General features: G+C 72.8%; 18 protein-coding genes. 9 read left to right on the top strand and 9 right to left on the bottom strand.

The annotated features are described in order from the left end of the window. Positions 1-12: 12 nt before the first annotated feature. Genes OG570_RS17245 through OG570_RS17235 form a run of 3 tightly spaced genes read right to left on the bottom strand, consistent with a single transcriptional unit; the run spans position 13 to position 2,863 of the window. Positions 13-681: a GNAT family N-acetyltransferase gene (locus tag OG570_RS17245; protein ID WP_326944546.1), complete on the bottom strand. Its 669-nt coding sequence runs from the start codon at positions 679-681 to the stop codon at positions 13-15. Next, entirely contained in the window at positions 681-1,961 is a 1,281-nt protein-coding gene (gene glp / locus OG570_RS17240) for a molybdotransferase-like divisome protein Glp (protein ID WP_247058075.1), read from the bottom strand. Before glp ends, OG570_RS17245 begins: the two co-directional genes overlap by 1 nt. After that, positions 1,958-2,863, bottom strand: a complete 906-nt coding sequence (locus tag OG570_RS17235) for a UTP--glucose-1-phosphate uridylyltransferase (protein ID WP_326957636.1) — start codon at positions 2,861-2,863, stop codon at positions 1,958-1,960. The genes glp and OG570_RS17235 overlap by 4 nt, the downstream gene beginning before the upstream one ends. A 24-nt stretch (positions 2,864-2,887) precedes the next feature. On the opposite strand from OG570_RS17235, the gene OG570_RS17230 reads away from it, so the two are divergent. The 4 genes from OG570_RS17230 (at position 2,888) to mscL (ending at position 5,178) form a co-directional block, all read left to right on the top strand. Beyond that, entirely contained in the window at positions 2,888-3,478 is a 591-nt protein-coding gene (locus OG570_RS17230) for a 5-formyltetrahydrofolate cyclo-ligase (protein WP_326957634.1), read from the top strand. Positions 3,479-3,564: 86 nt separating this feature from the next. Next, on the top strand, positions 3,565-3,906 hold the full coding sequence (locus tag OG570_RS17225; RefSeq protein WP_247058081.1) for an FmdB family zinc ribbon protein: 342 nt from the start codon (positions 3,565-3,567) through the stop codon (positions 3,904-3,906). A gap of 130 nt (positions 3,907-4,036) precedes the next feature. Next, positions 4,037-4,681 (top strand): SAF domain-containing protein, encoded by a 645-nt coding sequence (locus OG570_RS17220; protein WP_326957632.1) that lies wholly within the window; start codon positions 4,037-4,039, stop codon positions 4,679-4,681. Positions 4,682-4,764: 83 nt separating this feature from the next. Then, positions 4,765-5,178 (top strand): large-conductance mechanosensitive channel protein MscL, encoded by a 414-nt coding sequence (gene mscL / locus OG570_RS17215; RefSeq protein WP_326944550.1) that lies wholly within the window; start codon positions 4,765-4,767, stop codon positions 5,176-5,178. Positions 5,179-5,180: 2 nt separating this feature from the next. On the opposite strand, the gene OG570_RS17210 is transcribed toward mscL, so the two are convergent. Further along, positions 5,181-5,354: a hypothetical protein gene (locus tag OG570_RS17210; RefSeq protein WP_326944551.1), complete on the bottom strand. Its 174-nt coding sequence runs from the start codon at positions 5,352-5,354 to the stop codon at positions 5,181-5,183. A gap of 107 nt (positions 5,355-5,461) precedes the next feature. Beyond that, a complete protein-coding gene (locus OG570_RS17205; RefSeq protein ID WP_247058089.1) occupies positions 5,462-5,962 on the bottom strand; it encodes a MogA/MoaB family molybdenum cofactor biosynthesis protein in 501 nt (166 codons plus the stop codon). A gap of 123 nt (positions 5,963-6,085) precedes the next feature. Here OG570_RS17205 and OG570_RS17200 point away from each other — a divergent pair, with 123 nt between their 5' ends. Both OG570_RS17200 and OG570_RS17195 read left to right on the top strand, forming a co-directional pair. After that, positions 6,086-7,147, top strand: a complete 1,062-nt coding sequence (locus tag OG570_RS17200) for an NAD-dependent epimerase/dehydratase family protein (protein ID WP_326957629.1) — start codon at positions 6,086-6,088, stop codon at positions 7,145-7,147. A 37-nt stretch (positions 7,148-7,184) separates the two neighbouring features. Then, positions 7,185-8,018: an MBL fold metallo-hydrolase gene (locus tag OG570_RS17195; protein WP_326957627.1), complete on the top strand. Its 834-nt coding sequence runs from the start codon at positions 7,185-7,187 to the stop codon at positions 8,016-8,018. A 73-nt stretch (positions 8,019-8,091) separates the two neighbouring features. Here the strand turns inward: OG570_RS17195 and OG570_RS17190 are convergent, their stop codons facing one another. The 4 genes from OG570_RS17190 to OG570_RS17175 form a co-directional block, all read right to left on the bottom strand. After that, positions 8,092-8,217, bottom strand: coding sequence for a hypothetical protein (locus OG570_RS17190; protein ID WP_326957625.1), 126 nt, complete (start codon positions 8,215-8,217; stop codon positions 8,092-8,094). A gap of 155 nt (positions 8,218-8,372) precedes the next feature. Further along, positions 8,373-9,422, bottom strand: a complete 1,050-nt coding sequence (locus tag OG570_RS17185) for a sensor histidine kinase (RefSeq protein WP_326944555.1) — start codon at positions 9,420-9,422, stop codon at positions 8,373-8,375. Further along, positions 9,419-10,123, bottom strand: a complete 705-nt coding sequence (locus tag OG570_RS17180) for a response regulator transcription factor (protein WP_247058098.1) — start codon at positions 10,121-10,123, stop codon at positions 9,419-9,421. The genes OG570_RS17185 and OG570_RS17180 overlap by 4 nt, the downstream gene beginning before the upstream one ends. 4 nt (positions 10,124-10,127) lie before the next feature. Next, complete coding sequence (locus OG570_RS17175; RefSeq protein WP_326957623.1) at positions 10,128-11,555, bottom strand: hypothetical protein; 1,428 nt, start codon at positions 11,553-11,555, stop codon at positions 10,128-10,130. 170 nt (positions 11,556-11,725) lie between these two features. Here OG570_RS17175 and OG570_RS17170 point away from each other — a divergent pair, with 170 nt between their 5' ends. The 3 genes from OG570_RS17170 to OG570_RS17160 are packed head-to-tail and all read left to right on the top strand — an operon-like array spanning position 11,726 to position 13,679. Next, the gene (locus OG570_RS17170) at positions 11,726-12,370 is read left to right on the top strand and encodes a glycosyltransferase family 2 protein (RefSeq protein WP_326960052.1); all 645 of its coding nucleotides are present in this window, start codon (positions 11,726-11,728) and stop codon (positions 12,368-12,370) included. Continuing rightward, complete coding sequence (locus tag OG570_RS17165; RefSeq protein ID WP_326957621.1) at positions 12,367-13,047, top strand: TIGR04282 family arsenosugar biosynthesis glycosyltransferase; 681 nt, start codon at positions 12,367-12,369, stop codon at positions 13,045-13,047. The genes OG570_RS17170 and OG570_RS17165 overlap by 4 nt, the downstream gene beginning before the upstream one ends. Beyond that, positions 13,047-13,679 carry a methyltransferase domain-containing protein gene (locus tag OG570_RS17160; RefSeq protein ID WP_326944558.1) on the top strand — a complete coding sequence of 211 codons (633 nt, stop codon included), beginning with the start codon at positions 13,047-13,049 and terminating at the stop codon, positions 13,677-13,679. Before OG570_RS17165 ends, OG570_RS17160 begins: the two co-directional genes overlap by 1 nt. Positions 13,680-13,687: the final 8 nt, after the last annotated feature.

Genomic DNA, 13,687 nt, shown 5'->3' with positions numbered 1-13,687 from the left:
GGGTAATCACCCTCAGGCGTAGTCGGCACGCCCCGCCGCGACCAGCCGCGACACCAGCCCGGCGCCGGTCTCCTCGCGCGTGACGGCGAAGCAGTAGTGGTCCCGCCAAGCGCCGGCGACGTCGAGGTAGCGCTCGAACAGCCCCTCCTGCCGGTACCCCGCTTTGGTGAGAACCCGCAGGCTGGCGGCGTTCTCGGGGCGCACGGTGGCCTCCAGCCGGTGCAGCCCGGACGCGGCGAAGGCGTGGTCGGTGACCAGCGCGACGGCGGCCGTCGCGACCCCGCCGCGGACGATTTCGGACGAGACCCAGTAGCCGATCCACGCGGACCGCAGCGACGCCCGGACGACGTTACCGACAGTGATCTGACCGGCCAGACGACCGTCGAGGGTGATCGTGAACGGCAGGCACTGACCACGCCGTGCGAGCGACCGCAACGCCGCCCACTGCGACGGCCACGACCAGAAAGCGTTGCGTTCGGGCCACGGCCCGACGCCGGTCGGCTCCCACATCTCGAGGTGCGCCCGGTCCCGGAGCCGGATCCGGCTCCACTCGCCGGCGTCGCGCAGCCGCACCGGCCGGATCGCGACCTCCCCGGCGGGCACCCGCAGCGGGCCGAGCCGCGACGGCCAGCCCGGGTGCCGGCTTTCGACCGGGTAGGAGACGCCCGACACGGAGTTCATCAGGCCCGTTGCGCCAGGAAGGTGACCTGGACCTGCTCGCCCGCGGCGACCTCCGTCATCTCCTCCGGCACGTTGATGAGGCAGTTCGCTTCGGCCAGCGACGCGAGCAGGTGCGCCCCGGACTGGCCGAGCGGCTGGACCAGGTACTCGCCGTTGGCCTCGTCACGCAGGAGCTGCCCGCGCAGGAAGCCGCGCCGGCCTTCGGTCGAGGTGATCGGCGAAAGCAGCCGCGCGCCGACGATCCGCCGGTGCGGGTTGCGCGTACCGCGGGCTGCCCGGATGAGCGGCCGCACCAGCACCTCGAACACCACCAGCGCACTCATCGGGTTGCCCGGGAGCAGGAACGTCGGCACCGAGTCGGGCCCGAGCCGACCGAACCCCTGGACCGAGCCGGGGTGCATCGCGATGCGCGTCGCGTCGATCCGGCCGAGGTCGGACAGCGCCGAGTGGACCTCGTCGCCGGTGCTGCCCCCGGCACCGCCGGCGACGACCACGATCTCCGACATCAGCAGCCGGCCTTCGACGATCTCCCGCAGCCGCTTCGGCTCGCTCGACACGATGCCGACCCGGCTGACCTCGGCGCCCGCGTCCCGCGCGGCCGCGGCCAAGGCGTAGGAGTTGACGTCGTAGACCTGCCCGACCGACGGCGTCCGGTCGATGTCGACCAGCTCGTCGCCGACCGACACGATCGAGACCCGCGGCCGCGGGTAGACCAGCACCTTCGCCCGGCCGACCGCGGCGAGCAGGCCGACCTGCGCCGACCCGATCGTGTCGCCGCTGCGGACCGCGACGTCGCCGATCTGGACGTCCTCGCCGGCCCGCCGCACGTACCCCGCCGACGGCACCGAGCGGTGCACGGTGACCTTGGCCTGGTGCCCGTCGGTGTAGGCGAGCGGCACGACGGCGTCGGCCAGCGTCGGCAGCGGCGCGCCGGTGTCGACGCGCACCGCCTGGCCCGGCTGGAGCCGTCGCGGCTGGCGCGAGCCCGCCGCGATCTCCCCGACCACCGGCAGCTGCACCGGCTCCTGCCCGGCCGTGCGCACGTCGACGCTGCGCACCGCGTACCCGTCGACCGCCGCCTGGTCGAACCCGGGCAGCGCGTGCTCGGCGACCACCTCCTCGGCGCAGAGCAGTCCCTGGGCCTCGGAGATCGCCACCCGCACCGGGCGGGGCCGGACGGCGGCGTCCAGCGTCATCGCGATCTGCGACTCGACCGAGCGGAACTCGGCCTCCTCGTCCTCGGCCACTTCGGGCCGCGCCTCGTCGAGGGATTCCGTCATGGGCGATCTGTCCCGATCCGTTCCGTCAGCCACGCCCGTAAAGATGGACCGTACTCGGGCGTTTCAAGCGCGAAATCGACCGCGGCGCGCAGGAAACCACCCGGATTCCCCAGGTCGTGACGTCCGCCACGGTGCACGACGATGTGCACGGGGTGTCCTTCGGTGATCAGGAGCGCGACCGCGTCGGTCAGCTGGAGCTCGCCGCCGGAGCCCGGGGTGATGCGCTTCAGCGCGTCGAAGATCGCCCGGTCGAGCAGGTAGCGGCCGGCCGCGGCGAAGGTCGACGGCGCGTCCTCCGGCTTCGGCTTCTCGACCATGCCGTGCACCTGCTTGACGTCGTCCTCGCCGGTGTCGCTGACGTCGAAGACGCCGTACGGCGAGATCTCGGCCTTCGGGATGTCGAACGCGCAGAGCACGCTGCCGCCGTGCTTGGCCCGCACCTCGCTCATCCGCTCGAGCACGCCGGTGGGCAGCACGATGTCGTCCGGCAGCAGCACCGCGACGGCCTCGTCCTCGGGCGTCAGGTTCGGCTCGGCCTGCGCGACGGCGTGGCCGAGGCCGAGGGCCTGCTCCTGGATGGCGGTCTCGACGGCCAGCAGAGCGGGCCCGCGCCGGACCTTCGCCAGCAGCTCGGTCTTGCCCTTGGCCTCGAGGTTCGCCTCCAGCTCGGGCTGCTCCTCGAAGTACTTGACGACGGCTTCCTTGCCCGGCGAGGTCACGATGACCAGGCGTTCCGCGCCGGCGGCCGCGGCCTCGGCCGCGACCAGCTCGATCCCCGGCGTGTCCACCACGGGCAGGAGTTCCTTGGGCACGGCCTTCGTCGCCGGCAGGAAGCGTGTACCGAGCCCGGCGGCAGGCACGATGGCGGTTCTGAACGTCTTGGAGGTTGCGGCGCCCGTCATGGGCGCAAAGCCTAACGTGAGGCCATGCATGCGCTGGGCAATGAGCACCTGAGCAAGGCGGAGTGGCGTACCCGCCTCACGCGCGCGAGAGCGGAACAGCCCGCCGAATCGCACGCCCACGAGGCATCGGCGCTGGTCAGTGCGGTGTCGAAGGTCACAGCCACGACCGTGTGCGCGTACCTGCCGTTCGGCACCGAACCGGGCACAACGGCGCTCGTCGACGCGCTGGCCGCCGGCGGGGCGCGGGTCCTGCTGCCGGTGATCGCCCCGGCCCCCGGTCCACTGGACTGGGCGGAGTACACCGGCGCGGCCGATCTCGCGCCCGGCCGGCTGCGCGGCGTCCTCGAACCGAGCGGAAAACGCCTGGGTGCCGCCGCCGTGGGCGCGGCCGAGCTGGTCCTGGTGCCCGCGCTGGCCGTGGACCGCCAGGGTGTCCGCCTGGGCCGCGGCGCCGGGCACTACGATCGCTCGCTGGTGTTCGCCGCGGCCGGGGCGCGCCTGCTCGCCGTCGTCCGCGACGAAGAGCTGGTCGACCGGCTGCCCGGACAACCTCACGACGTGCGGATGAGCGGCGTCTTGACCCCGGGTCGAGGCGTGCTCGAGCTGCCGATGTGAGCAACGAGGAATTGCGTTCGGGGAATGCTTTCAAGCACAATCTAGTTGGCACTCTTGTCGGATGAGTGCCAGCAAAGGAGCCCTCAGTGCCTACGTACCAGTACGCCTGCAAAGAATGCGACCACCGGTTCGAAGCCGTGCAGTCGTTCTCGGACCCCAGCCTGACGGTCTGCCCGCAGTGCTCCGGCCCGCTCCGCAAGGTCTTCAGCTCGGTCGGCGTCGTCTTCAAGGGCAGCGGTTTCTACCGCACCGACTCGCGTGAAGCCAGCAAGTCGAGCACCACCTCGACCCCGGCGAAGAGCGAGGGCAAGAGCGAAGGCAAGTCCGAGTCGAAGCCGGAGACCAAGACGGAGTCGAAGCCCAAGTCCGACTCGGGCTCGGCATCCTCCTCCTCGGGTACGACAAAAACCGCCGCCGCGGCCTCCTGAGCCCGGAGTTATCCACAACACCCCGGTTGTCCACAGGGTGCGGGCGAGGCCCTTCCGGCGGCCCGTCCGCTGCTCCTAACGTCGATCTTGTGCGGCACGTGGCCGCACCCGATCCGACCGAGGAGCACCTGTGGACGTCTTGGCGAAGCTCCGCACACTCGATCTCACCCGGCTGCCGAGCCGGCGGACACGGCTGCTCCGCCGCTGGCTCGCCGTCGGCCTGCTGCTGACCGGGACCCTGCTCGTCGCGCATCCTGGCTCCGCGCGGGGCGCACCGACGACCCCGACCGTCGTCGCGGCGCGCGATCTCCCGTCCGGCGCCACGCTCCGCGCCGCCGACGTCCGGCTGGCCGATTTCCCCGGCGAGACACGCCCTTCCGGGGCCCTGAGCACCCTCGACGTCGCCGCCGGGCGGCTGCTGTCGGGCGCCGTCCGCGCCGGTGAACCCCTGACCGACGTCCGGCTGGCGATCACCATCCCCGCTTCGGGTGATCCCGCGACGGCGACCGTGCCGGTCCGGCTCGCCGACGCGGCCGTGGCCGAACTGCTGCGCCCCGGACAGCGCGTCGACGTCGTGGCCGCGCCGGGCGGGTCCGCGTCCGTGCTGGCCAGTGGGGCCACGGTGGTGACGATCTCGTCACCGGAAGCCGGCTCGGCGCGTCCGCTCGCCGGACCGGCCAAGGGACCGCTTGTGCTGCTTCGGCTTCCGGAAGAAGTCGCGACGAGGGTGGCGGCGATTTCACTGGACCGTCCGGTAACGGTTACTCTCCGCTAGCCCGCGTCCGCCGAGACGGGCGACGGCATCCCCCGGCAGGCTTCGGGGCGGTGGAGCACCGTCCCCGTTCGTGAGGAGAACCAGTGCTCAAGGGTTTCAAGGACTTCCTGATGCGCGGCAACGTCGTCGACCTCGCCGTCGCGGTGGTCATCGGCTCGGCGTTCACGGCCATCGTCACGGCGTTCACCACCGGCCTCGTCAAGCCGCTGATCAACACGATCGGCGGCACGGACGCCGCCAAGGGCCTCGGCTACCAGATCTTCGACAACAACCCCGGCACGTTCCTGGACTTCGGCAACGTGATCAACGCGGCGATCAACTTCGTGCTGGTCGCGGCGGTCGTCTACTTCGTGATCGTGCTGCCGGTGAAGCACGTGCAGGAGCGCCGCAAGCGCGGCCAGGAGCCGGGCCCCTCGGAGCCGACCGACGTCGAGCTGCTCATCGAGATCCGCGACCTGCTGCGGGCTCAGGCCCAGCGCGACGGCGGCCGCGGCTGAGGTCAGCGGTCGTGGTGCGGCGGCCGGTTCTCCCGGTACCAGTCGTCCGGGAGGCCGGTGCGCCGGTCCGGGTCGCGCTCGTCGGAGGTCGTCTCGGGCAGGACGTCCCCGAAGATCTCGTCGACCCGGCGGCGCTGCGCGCTGCCGGCCTGGTGGTCGCGTTCTTTGCCCGGCATGGCCCCAGTGTCCCACGACGCGTTCATTGACAACTCCAGAGCGAAGGAACGCTCTCGTCCGGGCGGTGCCCGGCGCGCGCTGTGGATCCGCAGCGCGCGACCGGGCATCACACCTCTTCGAGGCCCGAAAGCTCGTCGATCACGTGCGGCACGAGCGAGGTCAGGGTCGCCATCCCGTCCCGCACCGCGGAGCGCGAGCCGGCGAGGTTGACCACCAGGGTGCTGCCGGACACGCCCGCGAGCCCTCGCGAGATCCCGGCGTCGACGGCGCCGGCGGCCAGGCCGGACGCGCGGATCGCCTCGCTGATGCCCGGGATGGGCCGGTCGAGCACGCCGGCGGTGGCGTCGGGGGTGTTGTCACGCGGCAGCACACCGGTGCCGCCGACGGTGATCACCAGGTCGGCACCGCCGATCACGGCGGTGTTGAGCGCATTGCGGATACCCACGGACTCGGCCTCGACGACGACCACGCCGTCGACGATGAAGCCCGCTTCTTCGAGCAGCTCGGTCACCAGGGGCCCCGTGCCGTCCTCGTGCTCGCCGTGCGCCACGCGATCGTCCACGATGACCACGAGGGCCCGGCCCAGCCGTTGTGCACTCCGTTCCATGGCGCCCACCGTAGTCGGTTTCGGCGGCCCACTGCCGGGAGGTGCCCGGCGAGTTCTGACGATTCCGTGACGTGACCGCGCTCGTCGTGACGGCGCCCGGCGCGAGCACCTAGCGTGTCCGTTATGCGCGTACTGGTCACCGGCGGAGCCGGGTTCATCGGGTCACACATCGCCGATCAGCTGGCCGATGCGGGCGACGACGTCGTGGTGCTCGACAACCTGCTCGCCACGGCCCACGGCTCCCGCACGCCACCGGCGTACACCGGCAGGCACCGGTTCCTGCGCGGCGACGTGACCGACGCCGAGATCGTCGCCGAACTGCTGGACGGCGTCGACGCGGTGTGCCACCAAGCGGCCGTCGTCGGGCACGGGATCGACCCGTCGGACGCGCCGTCGTACGCCCTGCACAACGACTACGGCACGGCGGTGCTGCTGGCCGGGATGCACGCGGCCGGCGTGCGGAAACTGGTGCTCGCGTCGTCGATGGTCGTCTACGGCGAAGGCCGGTACTCGTGCACCGACCACGGTGTCGTGCCGCCGTCGCCGCGCCGGGTGTCCGATGTGGACGCAGGCCGGTTCGAGCCGCGCTGCCCGGTCTGCGGCACCGAACTGGCCTGGCAGCTGGTGCCCGAAGACGCCCCGCTGAACCCTCGCAGCACGTACGCGGCGACAAAACTGGCGCAGGAACACCTGGCCGGCGCGTGGGCCCGACAGACCGGCGGCAGCGTCTGGGCGATGCGCTACCACAACGTCTACGGCCCGCGGATGCCCCAGAACACCCCGTACGCCGGCGTCGCGTCCCTGTTCCGCTCGGCGCTGGTCCGCGGCGAAGCCCCGCTGGTGCTGGAGGACGGCCGTCAGCAGCGCGACTTCGTGCACGTCCACGACGTCGCGCGGGCCAACGTGCTCGCCCTCCACACGCCCGGACCGGCGGGCGACAGCACCCCGGTCAACGTCTGCTCCGGCACCCCGCACACCGTCGGCGAGCTGGCCGGGGAGCTGGCACGGGCGTGCGACGGCCCGGCGCCGCGGGTCGTCGGCGGGGCCCGGGCTGCGGACGTCCGGCACGTCGTCGCCGACCCCGCGCGGGCCCGGGAGCTGCTCGGGTTCACCGCGGAAGTCGGCTTCGCGACCGGGATCGACGGCTTCGCGACGGCGGAACTGCGGGACCCGGTTTCGGTCTGACGGGAATGGCTCGGCGGCCGTCGCACTTGTTCCGGTCATGCACCGGATCACCGTGGGCGACTACACGATCGAAGCGCTGACCGACGGCCTGTGCCGGATCCCGATCCCGTTCTTCCCCGGACTGGACCCGGTCGAGCACCCCGAGGTCCTCGACCCGGACGGCACCGTGCACGTGCCGATCGGCGCGTTCCTGGTCCGCGGCCAGGGCCGCACGATCCTGGTCGACACCGGGTTCGGCCCGCGCGAGACCGGCTTCCCGCACGGCGTCACGCCGGCCACGGGCGACCCGGCGCCGCCGATGGGCGAAGGCGGCGACCTCCTGGCCGCGCTGGCCAAGGCGGGCACGGCACCCGAGGACGTCGACACGGTGTTCGTCACGCACCTGCACTCGGACCACGTGGGCTGGCTGGCGCCGGAGGGCACGCCTGCGTTCGCCCGCGCCCGGGTCGTCCACGGCGCAGCGGACTGGCACCCGATGGTCGAACGGCTCGGTCACGACGACTGGAGCCGCGTCGGGCTGGAGGCGGTGCGCACGGCCGGGAGCATCGAGGCGATCCACGGCGAAGCCGTCCCGCTGGCTCCCGGCGTCACCGCACGCCACGCGCCGGGCCACACCCCCGGGCACTACGTCCTCGACGTCGAGGCGGACGACGAGCGGCTGATCCTGCTCGGCGACGTCATCCACGCACCGGTGCAGCTGCGCGACGACCGGATCCACTTCATCGCCGACCACGACCCGACCGAGGTGGCCCGCACCCGTCAGCGCTGGCTGGACGAGGCGGAGCGCACATCGGCGGTGATCGCCCCGGCCCACTTCCCCGGCCTGGAGTTCCTCCGCCTCGGCCCGGGCCGGACCCCGGTCGCCGTCTAGGGCTTCGTTGCGCAGGGCCACGTAGTCGCGCACGGCCGTCTCCACCGCGCCGGGAGCCGGCACAGCGCCCGGGTCACGACCAGTCGACGATCGCGCCGAGCACGTTGATCGACTGGAACTTCATCGACTTCATGGCGAGCGAGTTCCCCAGGGCAGCCGGCCGCTCTCGCCGCGCGTCCCGGCGCCGAACCCGGTCCACTGCTCCAAGAATGCGCAGAGTGCGACCCCGGGCAACGCCCTCTTCATGGTTCCTCCCTGGTCAGAGTGATCCAGCCTCTGACGGGAAGGTGACCGGCCGCGGCGGCCGGGACTCGGATCAGCCGGCGGTCCCACCGATGTGGGTGTCACCCATCTCTACGACATCGCCAGCGGCAGGCGGACTTCGAACCGGCAGCCCGGGCCGTGGTTGTGCACGCCGATCTTCCCCCGGTGCGCCTCGACCAGGCCCTTGGCGATGGCCAGGCCGAGGCCGCCGCCGGTGGTCGTCCCGCTGCGCTCGGGCGTGCGGGCCTGCGTGCCGCGGAAGGCGACGTCGAAGACGCGGCCGATCTCGTCGTCCGGGATGCCGCCGCAGGAGTCGTCGACGGCGAGCAGGGCCTCGTCGCCGTCGACGCCGATCTGCACCGCGACCGTCCCGTCCGGCGGGGTGTGGCGGATCGCGTTGGACACCAGGTTCCGCACGATCCGGGCCAGTTCCGGGTCGCTGCCGGAGACGATCGGCCAGGACTCGGCATTGGCGAGTACGCGCACCCGCTTCCGCTCGGCGACCGGGCTCTGGGCGGCGACGGCGTCGCTGACGACGTCGCGCAGCGGCACCGCGGACATGGTGAGCTCTAGGGCGCCCGCGGTGATCCGCGAAAGCTCGAACAGGTCGCCGACCATCCCGGACAGCCGGGTGGTCTCCCCGCTGATCCGCTGGGCGTAGTCGGCGACCTCGTCGCGTTCGGAGACGACGCCGTCGGCCAGCGCCTCCGCCATCGCCTGGATGCCGGCCAGCGGGCTGCGCAGGTCGTGGCTGATCCAGGCGACCAGCTCGCGCCGCGACGCCTCGGCCGCGCGCTCCCGGTTCCGCGCCTCGCGCTCCCACACACTGCGGCGGGCGATGGCCCGGCCGAGGATGATCGCGGCGGGCACGGTGATCACCGCGACGAGCAGGCAGACCAGCAGCATCGTGGTCAGCGCCGGGGTGAACATGAACCCGCTGACGCCCAGCACGCCGACGAGCGTCGAGAGCACCGGGATCAGCACCAGCACGGTCAGCGTGGTGGCCAGGGAACCGCGGCGCAGCACGTAGAGCACCACGCCGCCCAGCACGGCCACGGGAAGGGCGAACAGCAACGCCAGCGGCAGGATGTGCCAGAGGTGCGCCAGAATCTCGCCGAAGGACTCTCCGGGTTCGATCACGGTTGCTCCCGGTCGTAGCGGTAGCCGACGCCCCAGACGGTCGCGACCCGGGTCGGCTTGGCCGGTTCGCGCTCGATCTTCTCGCGCAACCGTCGCACGTGGACGGTCACCGTCGACTGGTCGCCGAAGTCCCAGCCCCAGACCTTCTCCAGCAGGTCCGCCCGCGAGTAGGCGACACCGGCGTGGCCGAGGAAGAACGCCAGCAGGTCGAACTCCCGGGTGGTGAGCGGGAGTTCGCGGCCGCCGAGGGTCGCGGTGCGGGCGGTCATCTGCAGCCGCAGGTCGCCGTCGACGAGTTCCGCGGCCGCCGGTTCCGGGCGGGGCATCCGCGCGCGGCGCAGCACGGAGGCCACGCGCAAGGCGAGTTCCTTGGGGCTGAAGGGTTTCGTCACGTAGTCGTCGGCGCCGAGCTGGAGCCCGGCGATCCGGTTCTCCTCCTCGCCGAGCGCGGTGAGCATGACGATCGGCACCTGGCTGACCTGGCGCAGCCGCTTGCACACCTCCAGGCCGTTGATCCCCGGCATCATGACGTCGAGGACGACCAGGTCGGGCTCGTGGGCGGCGAACTTCGCCAGCCCCTCGGCGCCGTCGCCGGCCATGTCGACGGTGAACCCGGCCACCTCGAGGTAGCGGCGCACGACGTCGCGCACGGTCTCGTCGTCGTCGACCACGAGCACGCGCCCGGCCAGATCGCCTGTCATGTCTTCACCAGCCCGTCAGCAGCAGATGGTTGACCGCCAGCGCCGTCGCGGCCTGCGCGGCCAGCCACCACCGGCGCCCCGGCCGTGGCAGCAGAGCCGTCATCGGCAGCAGCCACGCCCCGAACGGTAGCCAGATCCGTTCGGTCTCCGCTTTCGACAGGCCCGAAACGTCGGCGAAGATGATCGCGAGCAGGGCGGCGATGCCGAGGAGGAGCACCGGTTCGGCCCACACCGCGCGGCGGGGGCGGGGCAGGAACGCCTCGGTCAGGCCACGCCGGAGGGCGGCCACGACCGCGGGGCCGAGCGCCACCGCGACCGCGGCCAGGTCCGCCCACACCCAGTAGGAGTACGGCCGGACCAGGGCCACTCCCTGGTAGTAGCGCTCGACGACCAGGTGATAGCCGTCGAGCCACCAGAAACCCGCCCAGGCGAAGAGGGCGACGACAGCCAGCGCCGCCACGATCGCCAGTGCCGCCGCCCGCCACTGCCGTCCGAGCACGGCCACGGCCAGCGCGACCACGCCCAGCAGCACCAGTCCGTAGGACAGAAAGATGCCGAAGCCCAGCAGCCCGCCCGCGGCCAGCCCGGCGGGGACGGCGTACCGGCGGCCGTGGGCGAACCCGTTCGCGGACAGCGCCAGCAACGCCAGGCCGGTCGCCGTCACCCCGGCGAACAGGCCGTCCGCCGACACGCCGATCCACACCGCACCGGGGGTGAGCACGGCGAAGGGCAGCACCGAGCGAGCCGCTTCCGGCCGGCCGAGCAAGGCGACCGTGGCGGGCACGGCCACCGCCACCAGGCTGCCGACGAGCACGACGGCCGTCGCCGCCCACGCGCCGCCGTGCAGGCCGAGCCGGTCCAGCCAGACGAAGACCAGCGTCGCGCCCGGCGGGTGCCCGGACACGTGAGTGGTCCAGGAGTTCGGCTGGAAGTCGAGGATGCGGGAGGAGAACTCGCGCATCATCCGCGGGATGTCGGTGATCCCGGGTACCTCGTGCAGGTACTCCTGGGGAATGGTGAGGTGCCCGGCGAACCCGCGCGCCCAGCCGTCGACCAAGGTCAGCGAAAAGATCCAGGCGAGCGACGCGAAGTAGCCGGCGACGAGGGCGCGGCGCCACGGCAGGCGAGTGGCCAGGACCGGGCCGTAAAGCACCACCGCTGCGGCGATGAGCACCGCGAACACCGACCCGGGGCCGACGTGCGGCAGCCAGTCGGCGAACAGCGGCGGCGCGCTGACGAAGATGACCACACCGGAGTTCGGCCGGTTGTAGTAGAGGCCGGCCGCGGCGGCCGCAGCTACGAGCACCACGGCCGCCGCGACGGCGAGGAGATCGGCCCGGCGGGCGCGGCGCGCGGGTCGATCGGGTGGCAGGTCTTCGGGTTCGCGGGCAGACGGCTCGGCAAGCCCGGCTGCCGACTTCGGCTCGCTCATCGCCGTCCACCTTAGGGCCCTGTGCCGGGATCCGCGGTCCGGCGACGGCAGCCGTAACGAGCCGGTAAGAACTCGTCACCCGATCGGTCAATGTCATGATTCAGTAAGCACTGCAACGGTTTCCCACCGTCCACGATAGACCTACCGTCAGCGGCGTGACTGACTTGGAAGTGGACGTGGTCCTTCCCTGCCTCGACGAGGCGGGCGCCCTGCCCGGTGTGCTCGGCGGACTGCCGCCGGGCTACCGCGCGATCGTGGTCGACAACGGCTCGGCCGACGGCTCACCCGAAGTGGCCGCCGCGCTCGGCGCGAAGGTGGTCCACGAGCCGCGTCGCGGGTACGGCGCGGCCGTGCACACCGGCTTGGAAGCCGCCACCGCGGACATCGTGTGCTTCGCCGACGCCGACGGCTCCCTGGACCTCGCCGACCTGCCGCGGCTGGTGGCGGCGGTCGTGGCCGGCGCCGACCTGGCCGTCGGACGCCGGGTGCCGACCGGGCCCGGGGTGTGGCCGTGGCACGCGCGGGCGGGCAACGTCGTGCTGTCGCTGTTGCTGCGCACCCGTGGGCTGCCGGTGCGGGACATCGCGCCGTTGCGCGCCGCGGACCGGCAAGCGCTGCTCGGCCTCGGCATCACGGATCGCGCGTTCGGCTATCCCCTCGAGCTGCTGATCAGGGCGCAGCGCGCCGGGTGGCGGGTCCGCGAGTTCGACGTCCGGTACGGCGAGCGGGCGAAGGGCACGAAGTCGAAGGTGTCCGGCTCGGTGCGGGGCACGCTGCGTGCGGTCCGCGACTTCGGGCGGGTGCTGGCGCGATGAAGGCCGAATTCGTGCTGCTGGTCGTGGCCAAGGCGCCGGTGCCGGGGTTCGCCAAGACCCGGCTCTGCCCGCCCGCGACACCGGCCCAGGCGGCGGAGATCGCCGCGTCCGCGTTGCTCGACACCCTTGACGCGGCCTGCGCGGTACCCGGCGCCGCGCCGGTCGTCGCGATGACCGGCGACCTCGACGCCGCCGCCCGGGGCGCCGAAATCGGGGTCGCGCTGCGCCGCGCGACCGTGATCCCGCAGCGTGGCTGGGACTTCGGCGCCCGGCTGGCGAACGCCCACGCCGACGCCGCCGCGGTGCACGCCGGCCTCCCGATCCTGCAGATCGGCATGGACACCCCGCAGGTCACGCCGGATTCGCTGGCCGCGACGATCGCCCCGGTCCTGCAAGACGGCCGTGACTGCGTGCTCGGCCCGGCCGCGGACGGCGGCTGGTGGGCCCTCGGCCTCACCGACCCGCGGCGGGCGCAGGCCCTCGCGGGCGTCCCGATGTCCCGCGACGACACCGGCGAACGCACGCTGCGTGCCCTCATCACGTGCGGGCTGGAGCCGTGGCAGGCGGCCGAACTGTCCGATGTGGACACGATGACCGACGCTCGCCGAGTGGCGCTCGAATGCCCGGACAGCCGGTTCGCCCGCGCCGTCGCGGCCGTTGATCGGGCGGCCGCCTGATGACGGCGCCGGCGAGCACCGGAAGCGAGTTCGACCGCGGCCTGCTCGGCCACCGCTGCTGGCTCGAGCTGCCCAGCGGCGAACAGATCGAGTTGCCGGTCGAGCGTTGGGCCCAGGCGTCCGACGGCGACGAGGTGCTGCTCGACGCCTGCACCGGCCCGACCCTCGACATCGGCTGCGGCCCGGGTCGGCTGACCGCCGCGTTGGCCGAACGCGGCATCGTCGCGCTGGGCGTGGACAGCTCACGCACAGCCGTCCGCCTGACCCGGCGTCGCGGCGGGAGTGCGTTGCACCGCAACGTCTTCGACCACGTGCCCGGCGAAGGCCGCTGGCGGCACGTCCTGCTGGCCGACGGCAACATCGGCATCGGCGGCGACCCCGCGGTGCTGCTGCGTCGTGCGGCCGAACTGATCGCCGATGACGGCGATGTCCTGGTGGAACTGGACCCACCCGGCGGCGGCCTGCGGCACGAGCGCGTCCGGCTGCGGCCCGGCCACGCCGACGTCGCGTGGTTCACCTGGGCCTGGGTCGGCGCGGACGCCATCGCCGAGGTCGCGAACCGGGCCGGGCTGCACGTCCACCGCACCACCCGGCACGGCCACCGCTGGTTCGCCCGGTTGGAGAAGCCGTGAAGCCCAAA

This window comes from Amycolatopsis sp. NBC_01286, assembly GCF_035982555.1.
Classification (GTDB): domain Bacteria; phylum Actinomycetota; class Actinomycetes; order Mycobacteriales; family Pseudonocardiaceae; genus Amycolatopsis.
This window is presented reverse-complemented; position numbering and strand designations above follow the sequence as displayed.

What these genes read in the sequence shown, in the direction of transcription:
- OG570_RS17230 (WP_326957634.1), top strand. Translation starts at nt 2,888, where the DNA reads ATGCATGCGCTGGGCAATGAGCACCTGAGCAAGGCGGAGTGGCGTACC.
- OG570_RS17245 (WP_326944546.1), bottom strand. Translation starts at nt 681, where the DNA reads ATGAACTCCGTGTCGGGCGTCTCCTACCCGGTCGAAAGCCGGCACCCG.
- OG570_RS17165 (WP_326957621.1), top strand. Translation starts at nt 12,367, where the DNA reads ATGAAGGCCGAATTCGTGCTGCTGGTCGTGGCCAAGGCGCCGGTGCCG.
- OG570_RS17195 (WP_326957627.1), top strand. Translation starts at nt 7,185, where the DNA reads ATGCACCGGATCACCGTGGGCGACTACACGATCGAAGCGCTGACCGAC.
- OG570_RS17205 (WP_247058089.1), bottom strand. Translation starts at nt 5,962, where the DNA reads ATGGAACGGAGTGCACAACGGCTGGGCCGGGCCCTCGTGGTCATCGTG.
- OG570_RS17180 (WP_247058098.1), bottom strand. Translation starts at nt 10,123, where the DNA reads ATGACAGGCGATCTGGCCGGGCGCGTGCTCGTGGTCGACGACGACGAG.
- OG570_RS17175 (WP_326957623.1), bottom strand. Translation starts at nt 11,555, where the DNA reads ATGAGCGAGCCGAAGTCGGCAGCCGGGCTTGCCGAGCCGTCTGCCCGC.
- glp (WP_247058075.1), bottom strand. Translation starts at nt 1,961, where the DNA reads ATGACGGAATCCCTCGACGAGGCGCGGCCCGAAGTGGCCGAGGACGAG.
- OG570_RS17210 (WP_326944551.1), bottom strand. Translation starts at nt 5,354, where the DNA reads ATGCCGGGCAAAGAACGCGACCACCAGGCCGGCAGCGCGCAGCGCCGC.
- OG570_RS17235 (WP_326957636.1), bottom strand. Translation starts at nt 2,863, where the DNA reads ATGACGGGCGCCGCAACCTCCAAGACGTTCAGAACCGCCATCGTGCCT.
- OG570_RS17160 (WP_326944558.1), top strand. Translation starts at nt 13,047, where the DNA reads ATGACGGCGCCGGCGAGCACCGGAAGCGAGTTCGACCGCGGCCTGCTC.
- OG570_RS17200 (WP_326957629.1), top strand. Translation starts at nt 6,086, where the DNA reads ATGCGCGTACTGGTCACCGGCGGAGCCGGGTTCATCGGGTCACACATC.